13 protein-coding genes are annotated in these 22744 nt (G+C 59.2%); 6 read left to right on the forward strand and 7 right to left on the reverse strand.

Annotated elements, in window-relative coordinates:
* Window positions 1-6 precede the first annotated feature (6 nt).
* From G5229_RS03150 to G5229_RS03160, 3 genes are read right to left on the reverse strand one after another with little or no spacing between them, the layout of a single operon-like run.
* Window positions 7-2541: a hypothetical protein gene (locus G5229_RS03150; protein ID WP_421208403.1), complete on the reverse strand. Its 2535-nt coding sequence runs from the start codon at window positions 2539-2541 to the stop codon at window positions 7-9.
* On the reverse strand, window positions 2538-3737 hold the full coding sequence (locus G5229_RS03155) for a glycosyltransferase (protein ID WP_421208404.1): 1200 nt from the start codon (window positions 3735-3737) through the stop codon (window positions 2538-2540). The genes G5229_RS03150 and G5229_RS03155 overlap by 4 nt, the downstream gene beginning before the upstream one ends.
* Window positions 3734-4489, reverse strand: coding sequence for an acyltransferase (locus G5229_RS03160; protein WP_421208405.1), 756 nt, complete (start codon window positions 4487-4489; stop codon window positions 3734-3736). The genes G5229_RS03155 and G5229_RS03160 overlap by 4 nt, the downstream gene beginning before the upstream one ends.
* 299 nt (window positions 4490-4788) lie before the next feature.
* On the opposite strand from G5229_RS03160, the gene G5229_RS03165 reads away from it, so the two are divergent.
* The 4 genes from G5229_RS03165 to G5229_RS03180 are packed head-to-tail and all read left to right on the forward strand — an operon-like array spanning window position 4789 to window position 9919.
* Complete coding sequence (locus G5229_RS03165; RefSeq protein WP_266133952.1) at window positions 4789-6108, forward strand: lipopolysaccharide biosynthesis protein; 1320 nt, start codon at window positions 4789-4791, stop codon at window positions 6106-6108.
* Window positions 6096-7502: an O-antigen ligase family protein gene (locus tag G5229_RS03170; protein ID WP_421208406.1), complete on the forward strand. Its 1407-nt coding sequence runs from the start codon at window positions 6096-6098 to the stop codon at window positions 7500-7502. The genes G5229_RS03165 and G5229_RS03170 overlap by 13 nt, the downstream gene beginning before the upstream one ends.
* Window positions 7499-8770: a glycosyltransferase family 4 protein gene (locus tag G5229_RS03175; protein ID WP_421208407.1), complete on the forward strand. Its 1272-nt coding sequence runs from the start codon at window positions 7499-7501 to the stop codon at window positions 8768-8770. Before G5229_RS03170 ends, G5229_RS03175 begins: the two co-directional genes overlap by 4 nt.
* Window positions 8771-8782: 12 nt before the next feature.
* On the forward strand, window positions 8783-9919 hold the full coding sequence (locus tag G5229_RS03180) for a glycosyltransferase family 4 protein (protein ID WP_421208408.1): 1137 nt from the start codon (window positions 8783-8785) through the stop codon (window positions 9917-9919).
* Window positions 9920-9963: 44 nt separating this feature from the next.
* On the opposite strand, the gene G5229_RS03185 is transcribed toward G5229_RS03180, so the two are convergent.
* The 4 genes from G5229_RS03185 to G5229_RS03200 all read right to left on the reverse strand — a co-directional run bounded on the left by G5229_RS03185 (window position 9964) and on the right by G5229_RS03200 (window position 16422).
* Complete coding sequence (locus G5229_RS03185) at window positions 9964-11010, reverse strand: diguanylate cyclase domain-containing protein (RefSeq protein WP_421208409.1); 1047 nt, start codon at window positions 11008-11010, stop codon at window positions 9964-9966.
* Between the two features lie 301 nt (window positions 11011-11311).
* Window positions 11312-14224, reverse strand: a complete 2913-nt coding sequence (locus tag G5229_RS03190) for an HD domain-containing phosphohydrolase (RefSeq protein WP_421208411.1) — start codon at window positions 14222-14224, stop codon at window positions 11312-11314.
* A gap of 238 nt (window positions 14225-14462) precedes the next feature.
* Window positions 14463-16079, reverse strand: coding sequence for a response regulator (locus G5229_RS03195; RefSeq protein ID WP_421208412.1), 1617 nt, complete (start codon window positions 16077-16079; stop codon window positions 14463-14465).
* Entirely contained in the window at window positions 16063-16422 is a 360-nt protein-coding gene (locus tag G5229_RS03200) for a hypothetical protein (protein ID WP_069553965.1), read from the reverse strand. The genes G5229_RS03195 and G5229_RS03200 overlap by 17 nt, the downstream gene beginning before the upstream one ends.
* A 203-nt stretch (window positions 16423-16625) precedes the next feature.
* Here G5229_RS03200 and G5229_RS03205 point away from each other — a divergent pair, with 203 nt between their 5' ends.
* A complete protein-coding gene (locus G5229_RS03205) occupies window positions 16626-20654 on the forward strand; it encodes an ATP-binding protein (RefSeq protein ID WP_421208414.1) in 4029 nt (1342 codons plus the stop codon).
* 954 nt (window positions 20655-21608) lie between these two features.
* On the forward strand, window positions 21609-22742 hold the full coding sequence (gene hybO, locus G5229_RS03210; RefSeq protein WP_047435203.1) for a hydrogenase 2 small subunit: 1134 nt from the start codon (window positions 21609-21611) through the stop codon (window positions 22740-22742).
* Window positions 22743-22744 lie beyond the last annotated feature (2 nt).

A 22744-nucleotide genomic window follows, 5' to 3' on the forward strand; every position in this document is an offset into this window, starting at 1 on the left:
GTCACTTCAGGAGGATGAGTTGGCACCAGTTTGCAATGTTTTCAATCCCTTGGCCAGTTGTTCAATCTCGCGGCGCCACTGGATCCAGGCGGCAGAGGGCAGTTGCTCTGCCTCCTGCCAGCGGGTCGGCAGCTGATCGCGCAGGCGCTCCAGCAGCAGGGCGGCCTCCACCTGATAGCGGGCCTCCTGCTCCAGCCAGGCGAGCCAGCGCAGATCCTCGATGGCTTGCTGCAACAGCAACAGATCGTGGGAGAGGCGGTGCGCCTCGCAGGCTTGCGGGCCGAGCAGCATAAAGTCGCTCTCCCGCCCGTCGGTGGGGTCATAGGGCAGGGCGGTGGGCATGCGACCATGCCACTGCAAATAGCCCTCGGCGCCGCTTTGCCACAGATAGAACCCGGCGGCTCTCGGGGTGCCCAGATTGTAAAACCAGGGGGTGACCTTGTGCTGGCGCACCCGGGCTACATCGGCCTTGTCGGCGCCAAAACCTGCGTTGATCAGGGCAATCTCCACCTCTGCCAACAGACCAACCTGACCCGGGTGGTTGAAGTGGCCCGCACGGATCACCGCCGGATCCCGCCGTTTCATCTCCCGCGCCATGGTGGTGATGGTGGGCAGGGTGGCGAGATCCGGCTCATCAAACAGGCTCCATGCCAGCGGGGGCAAGCCGCTGGCGGTCAGCCCCTGTTGCCGCGCCTGCCACTGTTCGAGCTGGCTGGCAGGGTCGCCCCCCCAGCGTTTGAGCGGGGTATAGGCCAGCAGGGGCGGCACAAAGCCGAGCCCGGCCGCTTCTCCCATGATCTCCCGCATCCCCGCTTCATCCTGTGGCAGGGCAGGCGAGAGGCCGCTGATCCCGAGCTTGGCGAGCCGCTGTAGATCGCAGCGACTGGCCTCGGCGATCTGCTCTTTTAACGCTTCGGGATTGGGGCTCAGCCAATTCAGATAAGGGGGCGCTTCGACATAGATGCCGACCGGCTTGCTGGCCGCGGGCAGAGTCAGCGGCAGCACCTCGATAGTCAGTGGCAGCTGCACCAGTTGCTGTTGGCTGAGCAGCTGAATATTGCCCAGATAGTGACCCGCAGGCGCATCGCGGGGGACGGTGATCTGGAGCACCAGACGCCGTGGCACGTCTGCCAGCAGGGTGAGCCCGGCGATCCCCTCGACCAGCTCCTGGTCCGAGGGGGCCAGCAGGGTGCCGCTCGCCTGCGGGCGAACCAGATGCCACTTGCCGTAATAGGGGGTCAGCGCCAGTGGCGATCCTGCCTGCACGGGGGGCTGGATCACCAGCAATGGGGTCGGATCGTCGGTGGCGGCGTGGATGGCAAACTCCAGCAACAGCTGGCTGCCACGGGCGGCCAGCACCGGTTGTGAAGCCTGCTGCAACGCATCGGCCGCGGATAGCGGGGCGATCTGCAGGGTTGGGGCGGCATCCGTAATCGGCGTGAGGCTCAGTTGCTGCGAAGCTGGGGCTGGGGAATAGGGGGCCAGAGTCCACTTTTCCAAAAACAGCTGGCGCTGCTTGGTCAGCACGCTTGCGGTAGCGTCGGCCAATACGGCGAGATCATTTCCACTATTCGGGAGCGCCTCTTTGCTGGTGGGGGCCGGATAGGGGGCAAGCAGCAGCCCTGCCAGGTATTTGGCATCCGGTGAGTGACCCACCAATGTGAGAGTGAGCGGGCCGCCGGGGTGGTTCAGGGTGACATGAACCGGGCCGCCCTGTCGTGCCCCGAACAGTTGCCAGGGATCCGGATTTGGCAGTGCCTCGCGAGATTGCCCCGCGAGATAGCGCTGCGTTAGCCACTCCTGCGGTTGCCACTGCTCGGCCCAGATGGGCTCGCCATTGACCAGCACGCTGCGCTCGAAGGGGTGGGGCAGGTACTCCCACTCGCCGGGGTCATCCAGCCAGAGGGTGAGCTGGTAGCGCCCCTTGGCGACCTCCAGCCGTACGCCATCAAGATTGCGCAGCCCATCGCGAACCAGGGCATCGCCGGAGGGGCGCAAGATGGGGGTGGGATGGCCAATCAGCCGGGGATCTCCCGGACTCAGGGCCTCAAAGCCGGTAAATCGGGGCACGGCGGCCGCCCCCAGATCCAGCGCAATGGTGCCCTCAGGCAGGGTCAGACCGGGCTCCCAGTACCAGCGGTGAATGGTCAGCGAGGGGGCGTTATCGGCCATAAAGAGATAGAGCTTGGTGAGTTTGTCGAGCGCCAGCGCTCTGGGCTGGCTGGTGCGCCACTCGCTCAAGGCAAAGCGCTGGGTGAAGGGGCCGGGGGCGACAATCCGCTCCAGATTGACCCGGCTGCGGTAGTTGACCGAGGCCTCATCGTCGATACGCAGGATCAGGGTTTGCGGGCGGGCGCTGGGGTTATGGCCCTCGATCACCAGTTCATCATCGCTGCCTATTGGCCAGTTGTGGGTGCTCAGATCGAGCCGCTGGGGTGTCTGGTTACCTGTCATGGACAGCGGAGTCAGCCCCTCCAGCCGGGTGGTGGCCATTGCTGCATGGCAGCAGAGTAGGATAACCAGCCAGAGCCCTCTGCTCATCCGGCCAGCCCCTTCAACCAGTTGTTCAGCTCGGCAGCCTTGTGATCCCAGCTTTGCAGGGCCACCTGCTGCTGGCGAGTGTGACGCCCTTCGCTGCGGGTGAGCCCCTCCCAGCCACTCTCCTGAAACCAGCCCGGATTGGGTTGATCAAAGGCGGCCCGGTTGATGGCCTGGGCCAGGCTCTCCCCATCGTGGGGGAGCTGGATCTGATCCCGATAGCCATCGAGGGCCGGAAAGTCGGTGCTGACGATGGGTCGTCCTGCGGCCAGATACTCGCGCAATTTCAATGGATTGCAGGCACGGATCTGGGCGTTGTCGACAAAGGGCAGCAGGCTCACCTGCCAGTGCTGGGCATAGGCCGCCAGCGTGTGGTGGGGACGGGGCCCCAGCAGATGGATATTGGGGAGCCCCTTGAGGGGGGAGATATCGGTCTGGACCGGGCCAATCAGCACCAGATCCCAATGGGGCAGGGCGGTCGCCGTCTCTGCCAGCAGGGGGATATCAATCCAGTCGCTCAGGCTGCCGTAAAATCCGGCAATGGGGCGGCCGGAGGGGAGATCTGCCGGGCGCTCTCTGGGGGGCATAAACAGCTCGAGATCCACCCCGTGGCTGAGGAGCCGGGTTTTATGGGGGGGAAAGCGGCTGGCCAGCGCGGGGCTGGCGGCCAGAATGAGATCCGCTTTTTCCACTAGTCGGGCTTCGCAGTGGGCAATGGCCTGATGATCCACCCCCGCCAGCGCCGAGAAGTCATCGCCGCAGTAGTAGATCACCGCCCGCTCTTCGAGCTTGCCAATCAGATCGACGGCGCTGGGCAGGGAGATCCAGAGCAGGGGGCGATCCAGCTCGGGCAACTGGCGCCGGATCTGCGCCGCCAGCCAGTGGCCATTGATCTTGCCCGCCAGACGACTGCCCGGCAGCGGCAAGGCGAGCGGCGGCAGTACCTGGGGGCTGCTGACCTCTGATGGCGCAACCGACTGGCCGCCAGCATGGCGCGCGCCGCGCAGCACGGCCCCCAGTTTGCGGACGATACGGGTGAGATCATGAAGGGTAAAACGGGGGCAGCGCATGCCGATGGAGTTGACCCAGAGCACCTGATAATCGGGCAACAGACGCTTGATCAGGTGTTGGGTGCTGGAGGGGTGCTGGCCCCAATCCTCTCCCAATACCACCAGTTGCGGCAGTGAGTTTGGTTTCATGCAAAGGTCTCCGAAGCGTGTGCGGGGTCGCTGTGATCTTGTGGCTGCAACGGGCGCAGTACGGTGGCCGGTACACCCGCTGCCAGCACACCTGCGGGCAGATCCCGAGTGACGACGCTGCCTGCGGCGACAATGGTACCGGCGCCTATGGTGACACCGGCCATCACCATCACCCCGGTGCCAAGCCAGACATCCTGCTCCAGCACAATGGCCCCCACCTGTTCATCGCGATCCGGCAGGCCCCGGGCGCGATCGCGGGCGTTGATCGGGTGCCCCGGGTAGCCCGCCAGAAAGGCACGGCCAGCAATTCTGACGTTATCCCCCAGCACTATCTTGCTGCCCACCGCCAGGGTGGTTTGCCAGCCAATCCCGACATTGCGGCCAATCACCAGCCTTGGTGTCTGGCTCGATGCCCGGCCGCTGATGGTCATGGCGGCGCTGAGGCGGCAGTCGGCACCAATTTCGATGGTGACCGGACCGCTGATATAGGGGATGCCACCATAGAGATAGAGGCGCGGGGCGGGGGCCGTCAGGCGAGATTGAAACAAGGGGGTCCACCAGAGGGTGCGGGTCAGGGTCGCCAGCGCGTTGCTGCCGAGCAGATAGAGCCGATAAAGCAGCCGGTGCAGGGGAGGGATCACGGGGAATGACCAGTGGCGGGCACTTTTGGCCAGTCGCCATACCCGGCGAGCCAGTGGCGTTTCCCCCTGTTTGGCCCAGCTTTTCATCCGGTGCAGGTTGATGGTGTTCATGGCGACCTCTCCCTCTGGTGCAGTCCGTTGCTCGCTAAGCAGAAAGCAGGGATCGGGCCAACAGGACGGCCCCAGCTAGATCGGGCCAAATGGGGATAAGAGGAGAGTCAGATTGCGCCGGTCGGTGCAATTTGCAGCCCGCGTTGTGCAAAACGCAAATGCCAGTCTCATTCTGGGCTTGTTCAGGCCGGTTAAGCCGCGCAGAGGAGCAATCGTCTCTGGGCTGGAGTGAGTGGCGTGGGCTTTGCATTAGCGGTAGCTGACCCGGAGCAGGATGCTTCCGGTGGCTGGGAGGCCCTATGAAACTTGGTGTGAACCAGATTGCCATGCTCTATTACGCCGGCGGCTTGCTCCTGATGAAGGGGATCTCCCTGCTGATGCTGCCGGTGTTGACCCATCAGCTGCTGCCTCGTGAATACGGCCAGCTGGAGGTGCTGCTGACCCTCATCAATCTGGGTTCCCTTATTTTGGGCTTCGGGCTGGTGGATGCCCTCTACCGCTTTGCCGGATTGGCGAAAGATGAGCAGGAGCGCCAGCAGGTGGTGGCCCGCATGTTTGGTCTGGTCTGGCTGATCGCCCTGGGCAGTCTGGTGCTGCTCTGGCTGCTGGCGCCTTTGGTGCAAGCCTGGCTGCCGGTGGAAACCCGCCTTGCGGATGTGCGCTGGGTGCTCTGCGCCCTGCCGTTTGAAGGGGTGATCGGCGTGCCGCTGGCATGGCTGCGGATGCGCAATCAGGCGCGGTTCTTTTTCGTGGCGACCGCAGGCAAGGCGGTGATCCAGTCGGTGCTGACCGGCTGGTGGCTCTGGCTCGGTTGGGGCGTGAGCGGGGTACTGGCCTCCGGCACCCTGACCTGCGTTGCACTGGCGCTGCTGCTGAGCCTCTGGCAGTGGCGAGATAGCGGGATCCGCTTTGACTGGCAGCACTATCGGCCGCTGCTGCGCTATGGATTGCCCCTGGTGGTGAGCGGGCTGGCAGGCTTTGCCCTGAGCGGACTGGATCGCTGGTTGCTGGCCGATGTGGTGGGGGAGGCGCTGCTTGCCTACTACGCCGTTGCGGGCAAGCTCGCGCTGGCGGTGGGGTTGTTGCTGCAACCCTTTGCTCTCTGGTGGTATCCCCGCCGTTTCATGCTGCTGCGCGAGCCGGATGGACTGCGACTCAATGCCCACTACAGCGTGATGGGGTCGGTGTTGGGGTTTGTTACCGCGGGGATTGTCGGGCTCACCGCCCCCTTGCTTATTCGCTGGCTGACCCCGGAGAGCTATCACGGGGCGATCGCCTATATTCCGCTGCTGGTGCTGGGCATGGCGGTGCGCAATGTCTCGGACTTGCTCAATGTCGGCTGCTTTAGCGGCGAGAAGAGCAATGCCCAGATGGTGATCAATCTGGGCTGCAGCGCCCTTGGGGTGGCAGGCTTTCTGCTCGCCATCCCCCCCTTCGGGGTCGCCGGGGTGATCTGGACCCTGCTGCTGGTCTATCTGGTACGGGCGCTGGCCTTTTATCTGGTGAGCCAGCGGTTGCTGCCGCTGCCGTATCGCCTCTCGACCCTCTGGGCCAGTTCCCTCGGGGCGCTGGCCATGGTCTGGCTCGGCCAATGGTGGGCAGGATCATGGCTCGTCTAACGCCAGCCATCTGGGCAAGCGCCATCTGTCTGGTGCTGGCTCTACTCTGGTGGCGGCTGCCCCATCCCTTGCTGCTGCCGGTGCTCGGCCTTGCCATTCCCGCCATCTGGTTTGCCCTGCGCTGGCCCTTCTTGATGGTGCTGGGATTTGTCACCTTCTCCTTCTTTCGGCTGCATGAGGTGTTCCCCCAGCTCTATCCCCTCAAGATCCCGCTGCTCTTCTCGCTGGCCGCCATCGGCGCGCTGGTCTGGCACATTTTGCTGACCGGCCGGATCAAGCCCTACTGGAGTCCAGCGCTGAGCTGGCTGACGGCATTCTTTGTGATGGTCTCCATCGGTGTGCTGTTTGCCAGTAACCGGGGTGAGGCGATCGCCACCTGGACCGGCAGCTACAGCAAGATCTATCTGATGACCCTGGCCACCGCCTGGCTGGTGCGCACACCGGGGGATTTTGCGCTGGCGGTGCGCACCTTCGTGGTAGCGGGCTGTCTGGTGGCGCTGGTGGCCCTCTACAACAAGGCGAGCGGGATTGGGCTGGTGGAGGGGACCCGGGTGACCATAGGGCGCGAGCTGGGCTCTGTGCTGGGGGATCCCAACGATCTGGCGCTGGTGCTGCTCTTTCCTGCCGGCTTTTCGCTGAGTTTGCTGCTCAATCAGGGCAATGGGGTGGGGGGGCGTTTACTGGGGGGGCTCGGCTTTGCGCTGACTGCGGCCGCCATTATCGCCACTCAGAGCCGCGGCGGCTTGCTTGGCGTGTGTGCGGTCAGCGGCCTGTTTGCCTGGCAGCGGGTGAAGTCGAAAACCCTGTTGATCTCGATGGGGATGGTCGCGCTGGTGGTGCTGTTTGCCGCCGCAGGGATCAGTGACCGGGCATCTGGCGGCGCCGCCGAGAGCGGGGTCGATGCCTCGGCCATGGGGCGGATCTACGCCTGGCAAGCGGCCTGGGGCATGGCGCTGGGCCATCCGCTGGTGGGGGTGGGCTTGTCCAATTTTTATTACAACTACTTCTTCTACAGCCCCCATTGGGATGGACTCAATCATGCGGTGCACTCCACCTGGTTCGGGGTGCTGGCTGAAACCGGCTTTGTCGGGTTGGCGCTGTTTATCGGCATGGTGACGGTGACCCTGCGCAGTGGCTGGCGTTGCCAGCTTGCTGGCATGCCTCCTGCAGTGATCACGGCGATGCAGGGGGTGATGGCCAGCATGGTGGGGTTTGTGATTTCGGGATCCTTCCTGACCCAGGGGTTTACCTGGCCCATCTATCTGGAATTGGCGCTGGCCGTCGCCGCCATCAAGTACGTGCAGCAGTCGGCCACAGAGGTGAAGGCCACCGCTGAGGATCATCAGGAGGCAACCCGGTTGCCGGCAGTGCCACCCAAGGGAGCAAGAGGATGAACGCAACCCCTGTTTTGCTGGTTCACTACGGAGAGGACTGGATCCGCGGCAGCGAACGCTGCCTGCTGGATCTGCTGGCCCACCTCGATCGCAGCCGGTTTACGCCCCTGCTCTGGTGCAATAGCCCGGCTCTGGCGGCAGAGGCGGCCACCCTCGGGGTAGAAACCATGGTCGAGCCGTTCAGCCTGCTGCTGGGATGGCAGGCGCCCCGCTTTGATCTTGCGGCCCATCGGCGCCTCTCCCGGCGAGCCAGAGAGCTCATCACCGAGCGGCAGATTGGGCTGGTGCATGCCAACAGCGCGGCCCCTTGTCAGTGGCTGGTTGGGGTCTGTCGAGTGTTGCAGGTGCCGCTGGTGTGCCACCTCCATGCCCGTTACCAGCCCAGAGACAGATTCAGCCTGCGGGTTCATCAGGCAAGCGTGCTGATCGGGGTGAGCGAGCCGGTGTTGACCGGTTGGCGCCAGGATGGCTGCACGGCCGAGCGGTTGATCCGGATACCCAACGGGGTGGATGCAGCTCGCCTGAATGGCGGTGCTCACTGGCCGGTCGTCGGCATGCTGGGCTTGCCCCCGGGGGATATGATCATCGCAACCGTCGGCTCATTGATCAAACGCAAGGGGATTGATCTGCTGATCCGCTCGCTGGCTGCCCTGATGGCATCGGGGGAGGAGGCCCAATTGCTGGTCATTGGCAGCGGCCCGGAGCGGGAAGCACTGATGGCGTTGGCTGTCGAGCTCGGGGTGGCCGAGCGTGTCCACTTTCTTGGCGAGCGGCCGGACAGTGCCGCTATCTTGCGAGGCGGGGTGGATCTGCTGGTCTCCGGAGCCCGTGAGGAGGTGTTTGGTCTGACGTTGGCGGAGGCGGGCATGTTGGGGCTCCCGGTCAGTGCCTATCGAGTGGGCGGCATCCCCGAAGTGGTGGAGGAGGGGGTGACCGGCTTGTTGGCAACCCCGGGGGAGTGGGCCGAGATGGCTGATCACTGGCGGCAATTGAGCAATCCGCAGCGCCGATGTGAAATGGGGCGGGCCGCTCAGCTGCGTGCCGCGCAGTTGTTCACGGTGGCGCGCTACGTTGACGGGGTCACGGCGGTGTGGGACGCCGCGCTGGCTGGTCGTTGGCACGCAACGGCCCCCACAACCTTCCGACCACTCATTCATTGGGCGGGGCAACGACTCCTTGCCAGAGGTCGCAATATGCTGGCGAGTGGGATGGCAAAAGTGGCGCAAAAAGTGCAGTTGGGGTTTGGCCGCCGCAAGGTACCAGAGTAAGGGAGCAGCAAGATGAGCATGCAAACTGAGCCGGTGTTTGGAAAGGTCATCGTCGTGGATCCCATCCCGTTTCGCGGTGGCTCCAAGGTTGCGACCGAAGTGCTGCTCGATGAGTTGGCCAAACGGATGCCCGGGCTCACATGCCATGTGCTGACCCTAGATCCCGACTCCTGGTCCCGTTGTCAGCATCATCCTCTTTGGCTGCCCCACATATTGAAGGGGCGGGAGTCCGGCATCGGCTATCTGCTCAAACAGGGGTGGCAGACCTTGCTGATCCTCTGGCTGGTGTTGCGATTGGGGGAGGTGAAGTGCCTGGTGGCGGCGTCCGGGCCGGGGGTGGATCTCTGCTGTTACTGGGCGGCCCGCTGGTTGCGGTGCCGGGTGGTTCAGCTGATCCATGGCCCTGTGGGGTGCTCGGGGCTCTCTGCCAGGGCATTGCAACGGGCGAGTTTTGTATTTTATCTCGAATCAACCCGCAGCTCCCTGGCGGCATTGCTGGCCCGGCTTGGCGAGACCGAGTTCCCGTCACACTGGCAGCCATTTACCAACGGCTTGAGCGAGATTGATTGGCCCAAAGCGACCCTGGGGGGGCCTCGTATTTTATGGGCTGCTTCGTTGCTGCGCTGGAAGGGGCTGGAGACCATGCTGGCCGCCCATCAGATGATCCCTGACGCTCGCCCCGAGCTGATGGTGTGCTATCTGCAGCCCAAGGGCACGCTGCAACCCTGCAGCCAGCCTCAGCCACAGCTGCCAGACACGCACTGGTATGCCAACCCCGCCAATCTTGACGAGATCCGATCTCAATGCGGCATTTTTGTCTCCACCAGTCATCAGGAACCGTTTGGTCTCTCCATTCTGGAGTCCATGGCGGCAGGATTATGCGTAGTGATCCCGGCCGATGGCGCCTGGTGGGATCGACACCTCACCGATGACGTGAATTGCCGTAAATATCAGCCAAACGATCCCGGCGATCTGGCGCGGGTGCTGGCCAACCTCAATGCCATGCCCGACGTGATCAAGCGACTTGGCCATCATGCCCGCCTGCATGCCATGGTCCATTACAACGCGGCAGATACCTATCAAAGCACACTGGATCAGTGGGAAGGTATGTTGCGATGGGATGCGTTGAGCCTTGCCGTGCATGGTTAGCGCACAGTGGTTCCCCGTGGGGAGGATGGGGGTGTATGAGGGACTTATGGGCAAACTGGTTGCGGAAGGCTGGGTGACTCCGCCACTCTGATGCAGTTACGGCCGGATGATTTGGCGGTGTAGAGCGCAGCATCAGCCAGTTTTACCAGTTCAGATGGCAGCCAGTGACTCGATGGTCTGAGGCAGGCAACACCCATGCTAACGGTCACCAGACCGGTGGCATTTTGTGCGTGTGGCTGCGCGAGTGCAAAAATCAGCCGCTGGATATGTTGGGCTATTTCATAGGCGGATTGACGCTCGACATGTGGCAACAGGATGACAAATTCCTCTCCCCCGTAGCGGGCCACCAACTCCCCCGAGCGGCGCCCGGATTGCGCCAGGGTATGGGCCAGCAATCGAAGGCACTCGTCACCGGCAACGTGGCCATAGAGGTCGTTGAACTGCTTGAAATGATCGATGTCGAGCATGATGAGCGCAATCGGCATCTCTGTCTGAATACAGTGCTCCCAGGCCTGGTTCAATGAGTTGTCGAACAGACGACGGTTGCCGATATTGGTTAGCCCGTCGGTATTGCTGAGCGCTTCCAGTTTCCGGTTCGCTTCCGCCAGCTCCTTGGTTCTGAGCTCGATAATGAGCTCCAGCTCATGTTGGCGCTCCTCCAGACTGGTCATCGGGTAAATTTCGCTTTCCCGAGCCGCACTGTAAGGGATGGAGATACTGCTGTGAGCAATTTCCCACGCCATGGCTTCGTGTCGAAAAATCAATACCAGTCTGGCGGTTCTGCGGGAGAGGATAGGTTCTGATTTCGGTAGATGGATATGGAAGAAGGCGGTGACAGCCACCACATCAGCGGCCAGATCTTGCAGGGTTACATCGAGTATTTCCAGGCGGATCCTGCCCGGGATCTGGGCAAAATCGCGGCGGGTTATCCGGATCCACTCATCTTTATCGGTAACCAGAACATCACTGCTGCCGGCAAAACCGCTGAAATTGTCGCTAAACAGCGTTGTGAGCCGATCATCCCGTGATGAATACAGCTCGATGTACTCATCAAACAGTGAGCGGATCAACGGTTCCCGTTCAGTGGTCATTGCGCTGGGCCCATGTGAAGTAGTCACGTTTTTCAAATGTTCGATTGAACTATAGTCAATTATGTCATTTTAATTTGCTATCTATTTTGATTTTTCTCGTTTTTTTGTTCGATTACCGTTATTGGCAAGTGCCGTAAGGTCAGTCAGAACAAGGTACCATGGAGAGGATTAGCATGGCTGTCCGGTGCATATCCTCCTCATCTCTATTACGCATCGGGGTGACCACCGGTGACAAGACGGCGGGTCTGCATGCAGATCCCCAGACTGCAGGCATCAGGTAACCCAGAGTGCCTCGCGGCGATCAATGGCTGGCGAGATAGGGGCTGATATCCACCTCGTCAATGAGCTCCGGGCTCATGTAACGCTTGGCATAGCGCAGGTAGACGCCAGAGCGGAGAAAGAGCGCAAACAGCTCGGGGTCGATATGGTGATCCTGTTGCATGAATCCCATGATGCGGATGGCCTCCGAGAGAGATTTGGCTTTCTTGTAGGGGCGATCGCCGGCGGTCAGCGCCTCGAAGATATCGGCGATGGCCATCATCCGGGCAGGGATGCTCATCTCGTCCCGTTTCAGCCGCTTGGGATAACCAGTGCCATCCATCTTCTCATGGTGTCCCCCTGCGATTTCCGGCACCTGTTTCAGGTTGGCGGGGAAGGGGAGTTTTTTGAGCATGATGATGGTCTGGATCATGTGCTCGTTGATCTTGTAGCGCTCCTCATCTGTGAGGGTGCCCCGGCGGATGGCGAGGTTGTAGAGCTCGCCGCGGTTATAGAGGTATTCAGGGGTGTTGACCTGAAATCCCCAAGGATTGTCAGGGGCAAGGCGGTCGCGGTTGCTGCGGGTGAAGAGGTGATCCGGGCGATCGGCCAACAAGGGTTCGGTGACCGGCAGCGGTGGCTCCGCGGCCCGCTGTTTGCGTGCCAGTTCATCCTGAGAGATCCCAATCCGATCGGAGAGCGTGCGCTGCCAGGTGCGGCCCGCGATCTGCTGCAGCCTTGCAATATCCTCTGTGGCCATAAATTCGCCCCCTTCGTTGCAACGGGCGATAAAGGCAAACTCCTCATCCAGCTGTTGCCAATGCTGTTGCAGCGTGGCCTGTAACGTGGCCTCATCACCCCCATGGAGACGTGCCTGCCAGTAGGCAATCTCGGCATCCCGTTTCAGCACTTCAAAGCGCATCCTGACCTCGTGAATGCGATCGCACAGGGTTTCCAGCTTGGTGGCCTTGTCGACCACAAACTCCGGAGTGGTGACTTTGCCGCAGTCGTGCAGCCAAGCCGCGATATGTATTGCTTCCCACTGTTTTTCATCGAGCGAAAAGTGTTGGAAGGGGCCCTCCTTGGCCTCACATGCCGCTTCTGCCAGCATCTTGGTCAGTTCGGGGACTCGCTGACAGTGGCCACCGGTATAGGGGCTCTTGGCATCGATGGCCCCTGCGATGAGCTGGATAAAGGCCTCCAGCAGATTGCGCTGCTCCTCCAGCAGCCGCTGGGTGGTGAGTGCCACGGCGGCGGTGGAAGAGAGCGCGTTGACAAATGCCATCCGCTGCGGGGTCAGGGACTTCTTCCGTTCATCGATCAGAAACACCAGGGTGCCGAGCAGTTGGCCATCACGGTTTTTCAGGGCAATCGGCCAGAAGGTCAGCGGCGTGTCGCTCTCCTCAATGTAGGGAAACAGGATCTGCAATTCGCTGGTGACCAACGCAACGGGTTCCAGTTCTACTCCTTGCAAGCTCTGGAACAGTGGATGTTTTGGCTGATTGAGCGTTCCGATACTGTGGATCGGCGTTTGCTCCTGCACCTCGCCATTCCAGCACAACCCTGCCAGATCCAGTGTCTTGTTGCCGCTATCGGAGAGGTAGAGCATGCAGCCTGTTGCACCGGTCAGTTGCTGCATTTCGGTGAGCAGCCGCACCAGCAAGCGGGGGAAACTGGTCTCGCTGGAGAGGGAGGTGGAAAGCTGCAAAAAGCGCTGGATGGTCGATTTCATGTCGCCCATGGCCTGGGAGAGATCGATGATTTCAGCAATATAGGAGTTGACTCGGATCGGATCGTTGAAGTCGAAGTGGGCGATTTTTCCTGCTTCTTGAGTCAGGTCATCAAGGGGCCTGGCGGCGGTTCTGGCCAGCTTGATGGCCGCGAACAGGGCAAAGAACAGGAAGATGCCCGACAGAAGGAAGGTCTGATTGCGAATGGTGAAGGCGGTGGCCAGCAACTCATCGACAGGTGCTGCAATCCAGAGGGTTAATTTTGACCCATCGGCTTCCGGTAAAGTGATACGCATTCCTTGCCAATCATTGCCCTCTGATTTAAAGGAAAGACTATCTGCCTTCTGGTTCTGACTGGCATTCATCAAGTGTTGGATCATAGGCAGGTCGGCTTCGGCCACTCTTGCAAGTCGATACGCGCCATGTTCATGAATCACCATCCCACCTTTATGACTTGTCATTAGCTCGCCCTGCTCATTGACGATGGCTAGACGCATATTGGGGGTTATCTTGGCGGATTTGAGCAGGCGCTCGATAGCTCGGAGGTTCAGGCTCATCCCTATGACGCCAGCCCCATTTTGCATTGGTTCGGCAAAACTCAGGTACATCTCCTGAGTATCGTGCGAGATATAGAGAGGGGATTGCACCAACTGTCCACTCTGCTTGGCCTGAATAAACCATGGATGCTCTATTGGATCAAAAAATTGTCCTGATTCCTCTTGCCGTTCAATGATGGTGAGATTGTCGGCCAGCGCGAAGGTCTCCGTAAGAGTGGTTGTCTCTTGATGCCGGATGCTCTTCACGATCCAGCGGGTATTGGCGGGCGGCGTTAGGTGTTGTACCTCGGTGTCGGCAGGCCAGCGCATGAGCCAGAATAGATCGCCGTTGTTGTAACCGGCATACACCGCGTTGGCAGAAGGTTGTCCTTTGAGCAGGGTTGTCATGTAGGGAAGGCTGGCCATTCGTTCTGACAGGGTCTTGGCTTCGGTCAGACGCTGTTGGGCGAGCAGATTGACGCTTAAAGCTGAGGTGCTGAACAGCCCTTCTAAAGCCTGAGTGGCGATTTGGCCAATCAGGCTGAATCTCTCTTCCGCCTCTTTCATCAACATGGTTTTGGTCTGCCGATATTGGTGACCAAGGGTGATCAGGGCAAACACCAGCAGCAAGCCCAGAAACAGGTGGGCAATGTGGACATACAAGGGGATAACGCGGCGAATGAGACTCATGTTATCTCCTTAATGGATGGGTTTGTTGAGTGGGGTATAAATGAGATAACCCAACAGGATAATGGGTAGCTTCATGGTGTTCGCCCTTGCTGCTTGCATTAAAGAGACCCCGTTGCGTAAACCACCAGATGACGATAAATGGAAAGGGGTGATAAATCCTTTTGTTTATTCACCCATCGCAGTAGCCAAACATGATCCACGGCGATGTTACCGCAGAGTTCTGTGAACGTGATTCTTTTCACTCTGGAGATGGATTGAAACCCTCTTTTTGCGGGAAGGACGCCGAGATATTCAGCAGCCTGGTTTCTTCATCCAGCGACACAGTAACGGTGGCGCCATGAGCTTCCAGCATGATTTTGCCATGATAGCCATTGTGACTGTGTGCTTCTTTGTTGTTATTAGATGATGGGAATCTGTCGAACAGAGAGAGGACATTGTTGATATCCAGCAAGGTCGAGCTATCAATATTTAAAATAATGCTGTCGGGATATTTCAGACAGACAATTTCCACGCAGGAGGAGGGCGCCGCATGCTCACAAGCGAGCCGTGTCAATATTTGAAACGCGGAATAACAGAGAAATTCGTCACCTGCGATGAATAGCTCGTCATAGAGGTAATTTTTGGGTTTGGTCAGCTTGATATCGAGCTTTTTCCCGGCATAGAGATTTTTGAATTGCACCGAAAGCCGGTTGAAAATATTAAAGAGCTGGACTTTACCCGCTTTCAAAACAAAGGTGCCGGTTTCAATCTGGTAAATCTCGCTGGCCAGCCGGGTCAATGCCAGTGCATCGCCTACAGATTTTCTGGTGATGGATAGCTGGGTTTTTTGGAGCATGTTGAGCGATGAGTCGGCCGCCAGCTCTTCCAGCAGGTGTAGCGCGTTGAGCAGGGGCTCCCGAATTTCATAGCGGATATTGAACTCGAGGCTCTCTTTGAGCGCATTGAGCTCAAGCATCTGATCGAACTCTTTTTGCAGATCTCTTCTGGCATGCACCAGCCGCATCAGATTGGCAATGCGAAAACGCAGCATCTCGATGTCGATCGGCTTGGTGATAAAATCGACGGCCCCCAGTTTCATCGCCCGTTTACGGGAATAGATATCATCCAGTGCCGTCATAAAGACGATGGGGATGTGCTCAGAGTGGGGATGTTCACGCAAAATTCTGGCGACATCGAATCCGTTCAGGTTGGGCATCATGATATCGAGCAGCACCAGATCGGGTGGATTATCCGATTGGCAGATCCTGATCGCTTTTTCGCCATCCTTGACCAACTTGAGATGAAACTCTTTGCGAAATACCGAGGTGATCAGCATCAAATTATCTGGAACATCGTCAACCACCAGAATGGTTGGACTATCCTGATTGCTGGCGACCAGATCGCTGTTGGAAAAACGGTGCAAACGACCGAATTCAAATTGTGAAAGTGGTGGCTGCGACTGGCTGGTTGCCAACAGTAGCCGAGTAATCCTGGTTTTAAGGGTATCGGGCTTGAGCGGGGTCAAGATAATGTCAGAGACTTTCGCCTGGACAAATTGTTCGATCAATGGGCGATCTGTCCCTGAGGTCAGGGTCAAAAAAGGCAGTGTGTGATGAGGTGCCCTACTGCGAATATTTTTCAGCAGCGTGAGCAAGTTTGCCGAATCGAGATCGATATTGCAGATGATCATGGCGGCAGGGCCATCAGCCACGCAACGTTCCAGCGCCTCGACACTCTCCACCACCGTAATCTGGCTTATGCCAATGGCTCGTAACTGATTGCATAGCGCATCGCTGTGCACATTATCTTTTTCCAGTACCAGCGTGGGGCCGGAAATTATTTTTGCTATGTCCATATGGCTATCTGATGTGCCCATCTGTCGCTGTATCCTGCCAGCTCATTTTGAGCATGATAATATAGGGTGCATGACCCTGGTCAACCGATACCTCTGCTACCTTGCGCTGGAAATATAAATCTGCAAGCTGGCTCATGACCCAACGTGATAAAGAGAGCAATCCGATATCATCATACCGTTGGTGCTGACCCATCTTCTGATGGTGTACAACCGCCATTACCCCATATCCACTTTTTCTTGTATCCGATTTATCCCTTGTGAGTTGCTGGCTCCTGTCGGGTTGTGCGCACATTTCAACCGGGTTGTCATGGCTGCCTGTCGGGGGATCCGTTATGGTGTGAGAAAGGTTGGCAGGGGTCGCCATCCTCCATCTTGGCAGGGAGAATCACGAGATATGGAACATCTTGCCCCGAGCGCGGCTCATCCTATGGTGTTGCTGGTTGATGATAAGAGTGGCTGCCACAATTTGATGAATACGCTGCTCGGTGAGTGCCTTTTATTGCACGTCTTCTCCTGTGAGGCGGTGCTGATGATGGTCAGGCAGAACGATGGAGCATGCTGTCAACCATGAAATCGCGTCTCTGGCACATTACTGCCGTGCTGTTGCTCTCCCTGATGTTGGCCACGCTGGTCGATGCCTTCTATCTGGAGCTGGAGCGGCAGGAGTATCGCCAGTCGCTGGATACCCGCATTCAGCGCGAGGGCGACAATCTGCAGCAACTGACCCTCTCAAGCAAGGGGATGGGGGCGGTGCAACTGGCTGGCCGCCTCAACCGCGAGATCCAGCAATCGTCACTGCTCGAGCGGGGGGAGCTGAGCCCGAGCGAAGCTCTGCAGGTGTTGGCGCAGGGGGTGAAGGCCAATCATGCCTTTGTTACCAATAAAGCAGGGGTGATTGTCCGTGATTGGGATGCGCTTGGCCGCCATGTCGTCGGGCAGGATGTGTCGTTTCGCTCCTACTTCAGGCAAGGGCTCAAGGGGCTGGAAACAGTAGATGCCGGGGTTAGCCTCAATACCGGCAAGCGGATGATCTATGTGGCGGCGCCAGTCTCTCACGATCGGGCGCAAGGAAGCGACATTACTGGGGTGGTGGTGGCGCGTTACGAGATGGCGCTGCTCGATACCTTTCTGGCCGGGTGGGGCGATACCATCGGTTTGCTGGTCTCGCCAGATGGAGTGGTGATGGCCAGCAACAAGAGCGATTGGCAAATGGCAGTGGTGGGGCCAAACTCTGCCGCCAGGCAACAGCAGCTCTTTGCCTCTCGCCTATATGGACACTACTTTGCCCCGGATCGCAAACCGGTGATCCTGCCTGCACTCGATGGCAGTGAAGTTCGGATAGGGAAAGATAGCTATCTGGTGAGCCGCATGCCTATCGAGTGGCACGATGCCAAAGGGCAGTGGACGCTGCTGCTGTTGGGCAATGTGGAACAGGCCGTGTCAGGATGGCGGCGAGTGGCCTTGTTCGGCACCGCCCTGTTGATATGTCTGAGCTCGGCCCTGCTCTGGCAGGGGCGGATGTTGCGTCGCCGCAGCATTCGCGAGCGCAACGAGCAGTTTGCCTTCCAGCAGGCGTTGATCGATACCCTGCCACATCCTCTCTTCTATACCGACAATCAGGGGCGCCTGCTGGGGGTGAATCGCGCCTTTACCAGCGCATTTGGTGGCGCCCGGCCGGTCGAAGGCAAGCGGCTGGCGGAGTTGCCGCAACTGGCCGGACTGGATGCGGTGGATGAGGGTAACACCTTGCAAAGGGTGGCGGGCAGTCAGGCCAGAACGCAGCATGAGGTGCGCCTGTTTTCGCCGGATGGCCGTCCTCTGGACATGCTCTATTTTCTCTCGGGGATCGAGCTTGCCGAGAGCGAGCGAAGCGGTGCGGTCGGCAGCTTGGTCGACATCACCCCGATCCGTGCCGCCGAGCAGGCCATGCGGGAGGCTCATGACCGGATAGCGGCAGATCGCCAGCGGCTGCACGAGAGCGAGCAGCGGATCCAGTCCATGGTGCGCAACGTACCGGGTATGGTCTATCGCTGCTTGCCTCATCATCCCTGGACCATGTTGTTCGTCAGCGACGAGGCGGAAAAATTAACTGGCTATCCCGCCAGCGATTTTGTCGATAACAGCCGCGATTTTGGTGACTTGATCCATCCTGATGACCTCGAACTGAGCAACCGCAATACCATCGATGCCATTGCCGAACATCGGCAATACATCAACGAGTACCGCATCTTCGATCGCTGGGGTCAGCTCCGCTGGGTCTACTCCATCGGACTCGCCACCTATGATGCCGAGGGTAAGGCCATCTATCTGGACGGGATCATCTTCGATTTCAGCGACCGCAAGCAGGCTGAGGCCGCCATGCTAGAAGCTAGGCAGATCGCCGAAGATGCCACCCGAACCAAGAGCGAATTTTTGGCCAACATGAGCCATGAGATCCGCACGCCAATGAATGCCATCATCGGCATGGCCCATCTGGTGCTGCAAACCAGCCTCTCCCCCGAGCAGCACAACTATGTGAGCAAGATAGACAGAGCGGCGAACAACCTGCTCGGGATCCTCAACGACATCCTTGACTTCTCCAAGATGGAGGCGGGCAAGCTGCAACTGGAACAGGTGGATTTCCGGCTCAACGAGGTGTTCGAGTGGCTGGCGGATCTTACGGCGTTTCGGGCGCGGGAAAAGGGGCTGGCGCTGCTGTTCGATCTGGCCGGTGATCTGCCTGACCGTTTACGCGGTGATCCCCTGCGACTTGGCCAGATCCTGCTCAACCTGACCAGCAATGCCATCAAGTTCACCGAGCAGGGAGAGGTGATTGTCCGGCTGGCACGCAGTAACGAGCGAGATGGCAAGATTTGGCTGCAGGGCAGTGTGCAGGATAGCGGTATCGGCATGACAGCCGAGCAGTGCCAGCGTCTCTTCCACTCCTTTGAACAGGCTGACAGCTCGACCACCCGCAAATATGGTGGCACCGGTCTTGGTTTGGCCATCACGCACAATCTGGTGCAACTGATGGACGGTGAGATCCGGGTGGAGAGCGCCCCGGGGCAGGGCAGCGAGTTCCACTTCCGTATCTGTCTCGCCACCCTGGCGGATCAGGGTAAGGAGAAAGAGCAACGTGTAGCCATGCCGCTGGCGCCGCAGCGTCTGCTGTTGCTGGAGTCGTGTCCTGCTTCGCGAGCGGCCATTCTCCACCAGTTGGCGGCGCTGCCTGTTGATCTTGTCTGCGCGGACGAGCCCGCCGCGCTGCTGGCACTGCTGCATCAAGGCATCGCGGCGTGCAAGCCCTGTGATCGAGTTGTGCTGGGCTGGCTGGAGGGGGAGAGCTGGTTGTCAGAGGTGCTGCAGGAGGTTGGCACGCTGGCAGCGCCGCCCGCGATCTTGCTGATCACCTCGGGCGATCCCGCACCGCTTGCCAGCTATGTTGCTGCGCTGGGGTTGGCGCCGTGTGATGTGCTGGCCCATCCGTTTACCCCGCAGGCACTGTGTCAGGCATTGTGTAAGGCGCAGGGGGGCGATGCCGTGGGACGAGAGGCGTTATCGGATGCAAGCCCCCATCATCAGGTTGCGCTGCCCGCTCATGGGCTGGCGGGTGCTCGTCTGCTGTTGGTGGATGATAACGACATGAACCGGGAGGTGGCGCTGGCCCTGCTGGGCAAGGAGCAGATCTCCCTGGTCTGTGCTTGCGATGGGGCACAGGCGCTCGCCCTGCTGGCGCAAGATCGCGGGTTTGACGGCATCCTGATGGATTGCCAGATGCCGGTGATGGACGGGTACACCGCGACCCGGTTGATCCGCGCCGATCCGGCGCTGGCCCGGATCCCCATTATCGCCATGACCGCCAGCACCATGGCCGGGGATAAAGAGAAGGCGCTGGCGGCAGGCATGAATGACCACATCGCCAAACCCTTGAATATGCCGCTGTTGCTGGCGACCCTCTCGCACTGGATCACACCCGCCAGACCTCTGGCTGCCGCCAGCAAGTTGCAGGTGACTGACGATGCGACCCCTTGGCAAGGCGTGCCCGGACTTGACGTGCAGCGGGGCATGGCCGTGATGGGGGGCGACAGTGTGCTCTACCGCAATATGTTGCAGCGCTTCTGTAGCGGGCAGCAGGGGTTTGCAGCCAGTTTCCAATCGGCGTGCGCATCGGATGACAAGGTCACGGCCCGGCGTCTGGCTCACACCCTCAAAGGCAGTGCCAGCACCATAGGGGCGACCGGTGTGGCGGATCAGGCGGCGCTGCTCGAGCAAGCCTGTGAAGAGGGGGATGATGCAGGGGTCGCAACCCGCTTGCCATCCCTGATGGCCGAGCTGAAGCCCCTGCTGTCTGGGCTGGAAGCCGCGCTGGCAGTGTCCCCTGTGACGATGGGCGCTTCCCGAGGCATCGATGCCGGGATGCTGGCGGCGCAACTCCAGCAGTTGGGGGCCTTGCTGGCACAGAGCGATGCCCAGGCGTTGGCGCTTTGTCAGCAGATTGAGGCTGATCTGGCTGGCAGTGCATTGCCGCTGCGTGCTGCATTTCAAGAGGTGAGCCGGGCGGTCAACGAGTTCGAGTTCGATAAGGCGCTGCAGTTGCTGGTACCACTGCTTGGGTGATGGTTAACACCCTTATCGCTTGTCATGTTCATCGTCATCCCAACTCATTTTTTAGGGTTGCCATTGAACAAGAACAATTATCATCTATATCGATAGAGATGGATATTTACGCTCTGGTTAATTACGCAGGGTGACGTGAAGGTAAATAGTGTGAATACGTGCAGTAACATCTGTAACCGGATGAGCGAATGTATCGCGAGTTAAATATGATCACTATGTTGAAGGCAGCCTTCCACCTTGCCTTTTCTCTCTCCATTAATTTGAATGCAGATTCACGATGATGCGTAAACATATCCGTGAGTGCGATATTTTACTCACCAGCATCCAAGACAATAAAGAGTGGGGGGGAGCGTATTGATATGCATACCTCTGCGGCACCTTTTCATTAAGCGGTGTTAAACGGCAGGGAGGCCAAGCGGGGTTGTACTGCGTGGGCTAGCAGGAGCAATCATCGCCCTTCAGCGCAGGCAAGATGCAAGCAGATATCAAGCGACAGCAGGTAAATCGTGCCGTGCAGGCCGTGCTTGCTACCGGTGGTAGCTGGTCGTGAGACAGTTCTGGTATGGGGAGGCAAGTCAGGAGGTTGTCCCGTGGAGACTGTATGGAATATGCAATGAGATGAGTAAAGATATATTCAATGGATCATTTATTGGTGGGCATCAGTATTGTTAAATGAGCGGTATAGCCAAGATTTCAATCATGTTAATTTGGCTCACAGAGAAAGAGAGGATATGCGGTGATTAATTATTTACTATCCAATTAAGTTCATAAAATTTACGGGGCTGCTAAATATCTCTTTGGGGGTAATTAATTTCATTTGTGATGTGGCTCGCTATGAAAATAGGGGGGAGTCGGTCGAAATTGATAGAGATCAATACTGCAGTGTGGGTGAGTCCTTAGCATTTCCGCTATTAAGCATTTATCAAACAAGTGCTCACTACGGGAATAAGTAGAATGGTCGAGGATAATTTTTTATCGGCTCATGGGATTAATCGCCGTGATTTTATGAAATTGTGTGCCGGGATGGCCGCAACCCTGGGATTAAGTCAGCATGCCGTCGCCAAGATGGCCACTGCGCTCACCAGCCCCGAACGGCCGCCGGTGATCTGGATTGGGGCGCAGGAGTGCACCGGTTGTACCGAATCGCTGCTGCGCGCCACCCACCCCACCATCGAGAACCTGATCCTCAACACCATTTCGCTGGAGTACCACGAGGTACTCTCGGCGGCCTTTGGTCATCAGGCGGAAGAGAACAAGCACAACGCCATCAAGCGCTATAAAGGCAAGTATGTGCTGGTAGTGGATGGCTCCATTCCGCTCAAAGATGGTGGTGTCTACTGCATGGTGGCCGGTGAGCCTATCGTCGACCATATTCGCCGTGCCGCCAGTGATGCCGCTGCCGTCATCGCCATCGGCTCCTGCGCCGCCTGGGGCGGTGTGCCAGCCAGCGGCGGCAACCCGACCGGTGCCGTCAGTCTGGAAGAGGCGCTCGGCAATATCGGCACCCCGATCATCAATATCCCGGGATGCCCGCCCAATCCCCACAACTTCCTCACCACGGTTGCCTACTACATCACCTACGGCAAGCTGCCGGCGCTGGATAGCAAGAAGCGTCCGCTGTTTGCCTATGAGCGGCTGATCCACGAGAACTGCGAGCGCCGTCCGCACTTCGATGCAGGGCGTTTTGCCAAGGAGTTTGGCGATGAGGGCCACCGGCAGGGCTGGTGTCTCTACCACCTGGGCTGCAAAGGGCCGGAGACCTACGGCAACTGCTCGACCCTGGAGTTCTGCGATGTGGGCGGCGGCATCTGGCCGGTCGGCATCGGTCACCCCTGTTATGGCTGTAACGAGCAGGGGGTCGGTTTTAGCAAGGGGATCTTCCAGCTCGCCAAGGTAGAGAATCCGACTCCGAGGGTGGATAAACCCGATGTGAAGATCCAGGAGGGGGGCTATACCTCGCCCACCGCGACTGGCCTGATCGGTGGCGCCCTCGGGGTGCTGGTGGGGGTGAGTCTGATGACGGTGCGTGAACTCGGTCGCCAGCAGAAACGCCACGAAGCCGGGCAGCACCCATCACGGGAGGAGTAGCC

This window comes from Aeromonas sp. 602396 (assembly GCF_049173735.1).
Classification (GTDB): Bacteria; Pseudomonadota; Gammaproteobacteria; order Enterobacterales; family Aeromonadaceae; genus Aeromonas; species Aeromonas veronii_A.

Coding starts and splice junctions, on each gene's coding strand:
- G5229_RS03150 (WP_421208403.1), bottom strand. CDS start 2,541: ATGAGCAGAGGGCTCTGGCTGGTTATCCTACTCTGCTGCCATGCAGCA.
- G5229_RS03155 (WP_421208404.1), bottom strand. CDS start 3,737: ATGAAACCAAACTCACTGCCGCAACTGGTGGTATTGGGAGAGGATTGG.
- G5229_RS03160 (WP_421208405.1), bottom strand. CDS start 4,489: ATGAACACCATCAACCTGCACCGGATGAAAAGCTGGGCCAAACAGGGG.
- G5229_RS03165 (WP_266133952.1), top strand. CDS start 4,789: ATGAAACTTGGTGTGAACCAGATTGCCATGCTCTATTACGCCGGCGGC.
- G5229_RS03170 (WP_421208406.1), top strand. CDS start 6,096: ATGGCTCGTCTAACGCCAGCCATCTGGGCAAGCGCCATCTGTCTGGTG.
- G5229_RS03175 (WP_421208407.1), top strand. CDS start 7,499: ATGAACGCAACCCCTGTTTTGCTGGTTCACTACGGAGAGGACTGGATC.
- G5229_RS03180 (WP_421208408.1), top strand. CDS start 8,783: ATGAGCATGCAAACTGAGCCGGTGTTTGGAAAGGTCATCGTCGTGGAT.
- G5229_RS03185 (WP_421208409.1), bottom strand. CDS start 11,010: ATGACCACTGAACGGGAACCGTTGATCCGCTCACTGTTTGATGAGTAC.
- G5229_RS03190 (WP_421208411.1), bottom strand. CDS start 14,224: ATGAGTCTCATTCGCCGCGTTATCCCCTTGTATGTCCACATTGCCCAC.
- G5229_RS03195 (WP_421208412.1), bottom strand. CDS start 16,079: ATGGGCACATCAGATAGCCATATGGACATAGCAAAAATAATTTCCGGC.
- G5229_RS03200 (WP_069553965.1), bottom strand. CDS start 16,422: ATGGCGACCCCTGCCAACCTTTCTCACACCATAACGGATCCCCCGACA.
- G5229_RS03205 (WP_421208414.1), top strand. CDS start 16,626: ATGAAATCGCGTCTCTGGCACATTACTGCCGTGCTGTTGCTCTCCCTG.
- hybO (WP_047435203.1), top strand. CDS start 21,609: ATGGTCGAGGATAATTTTTTATCGGCTCATGGGATTAATCGCCGTGAT.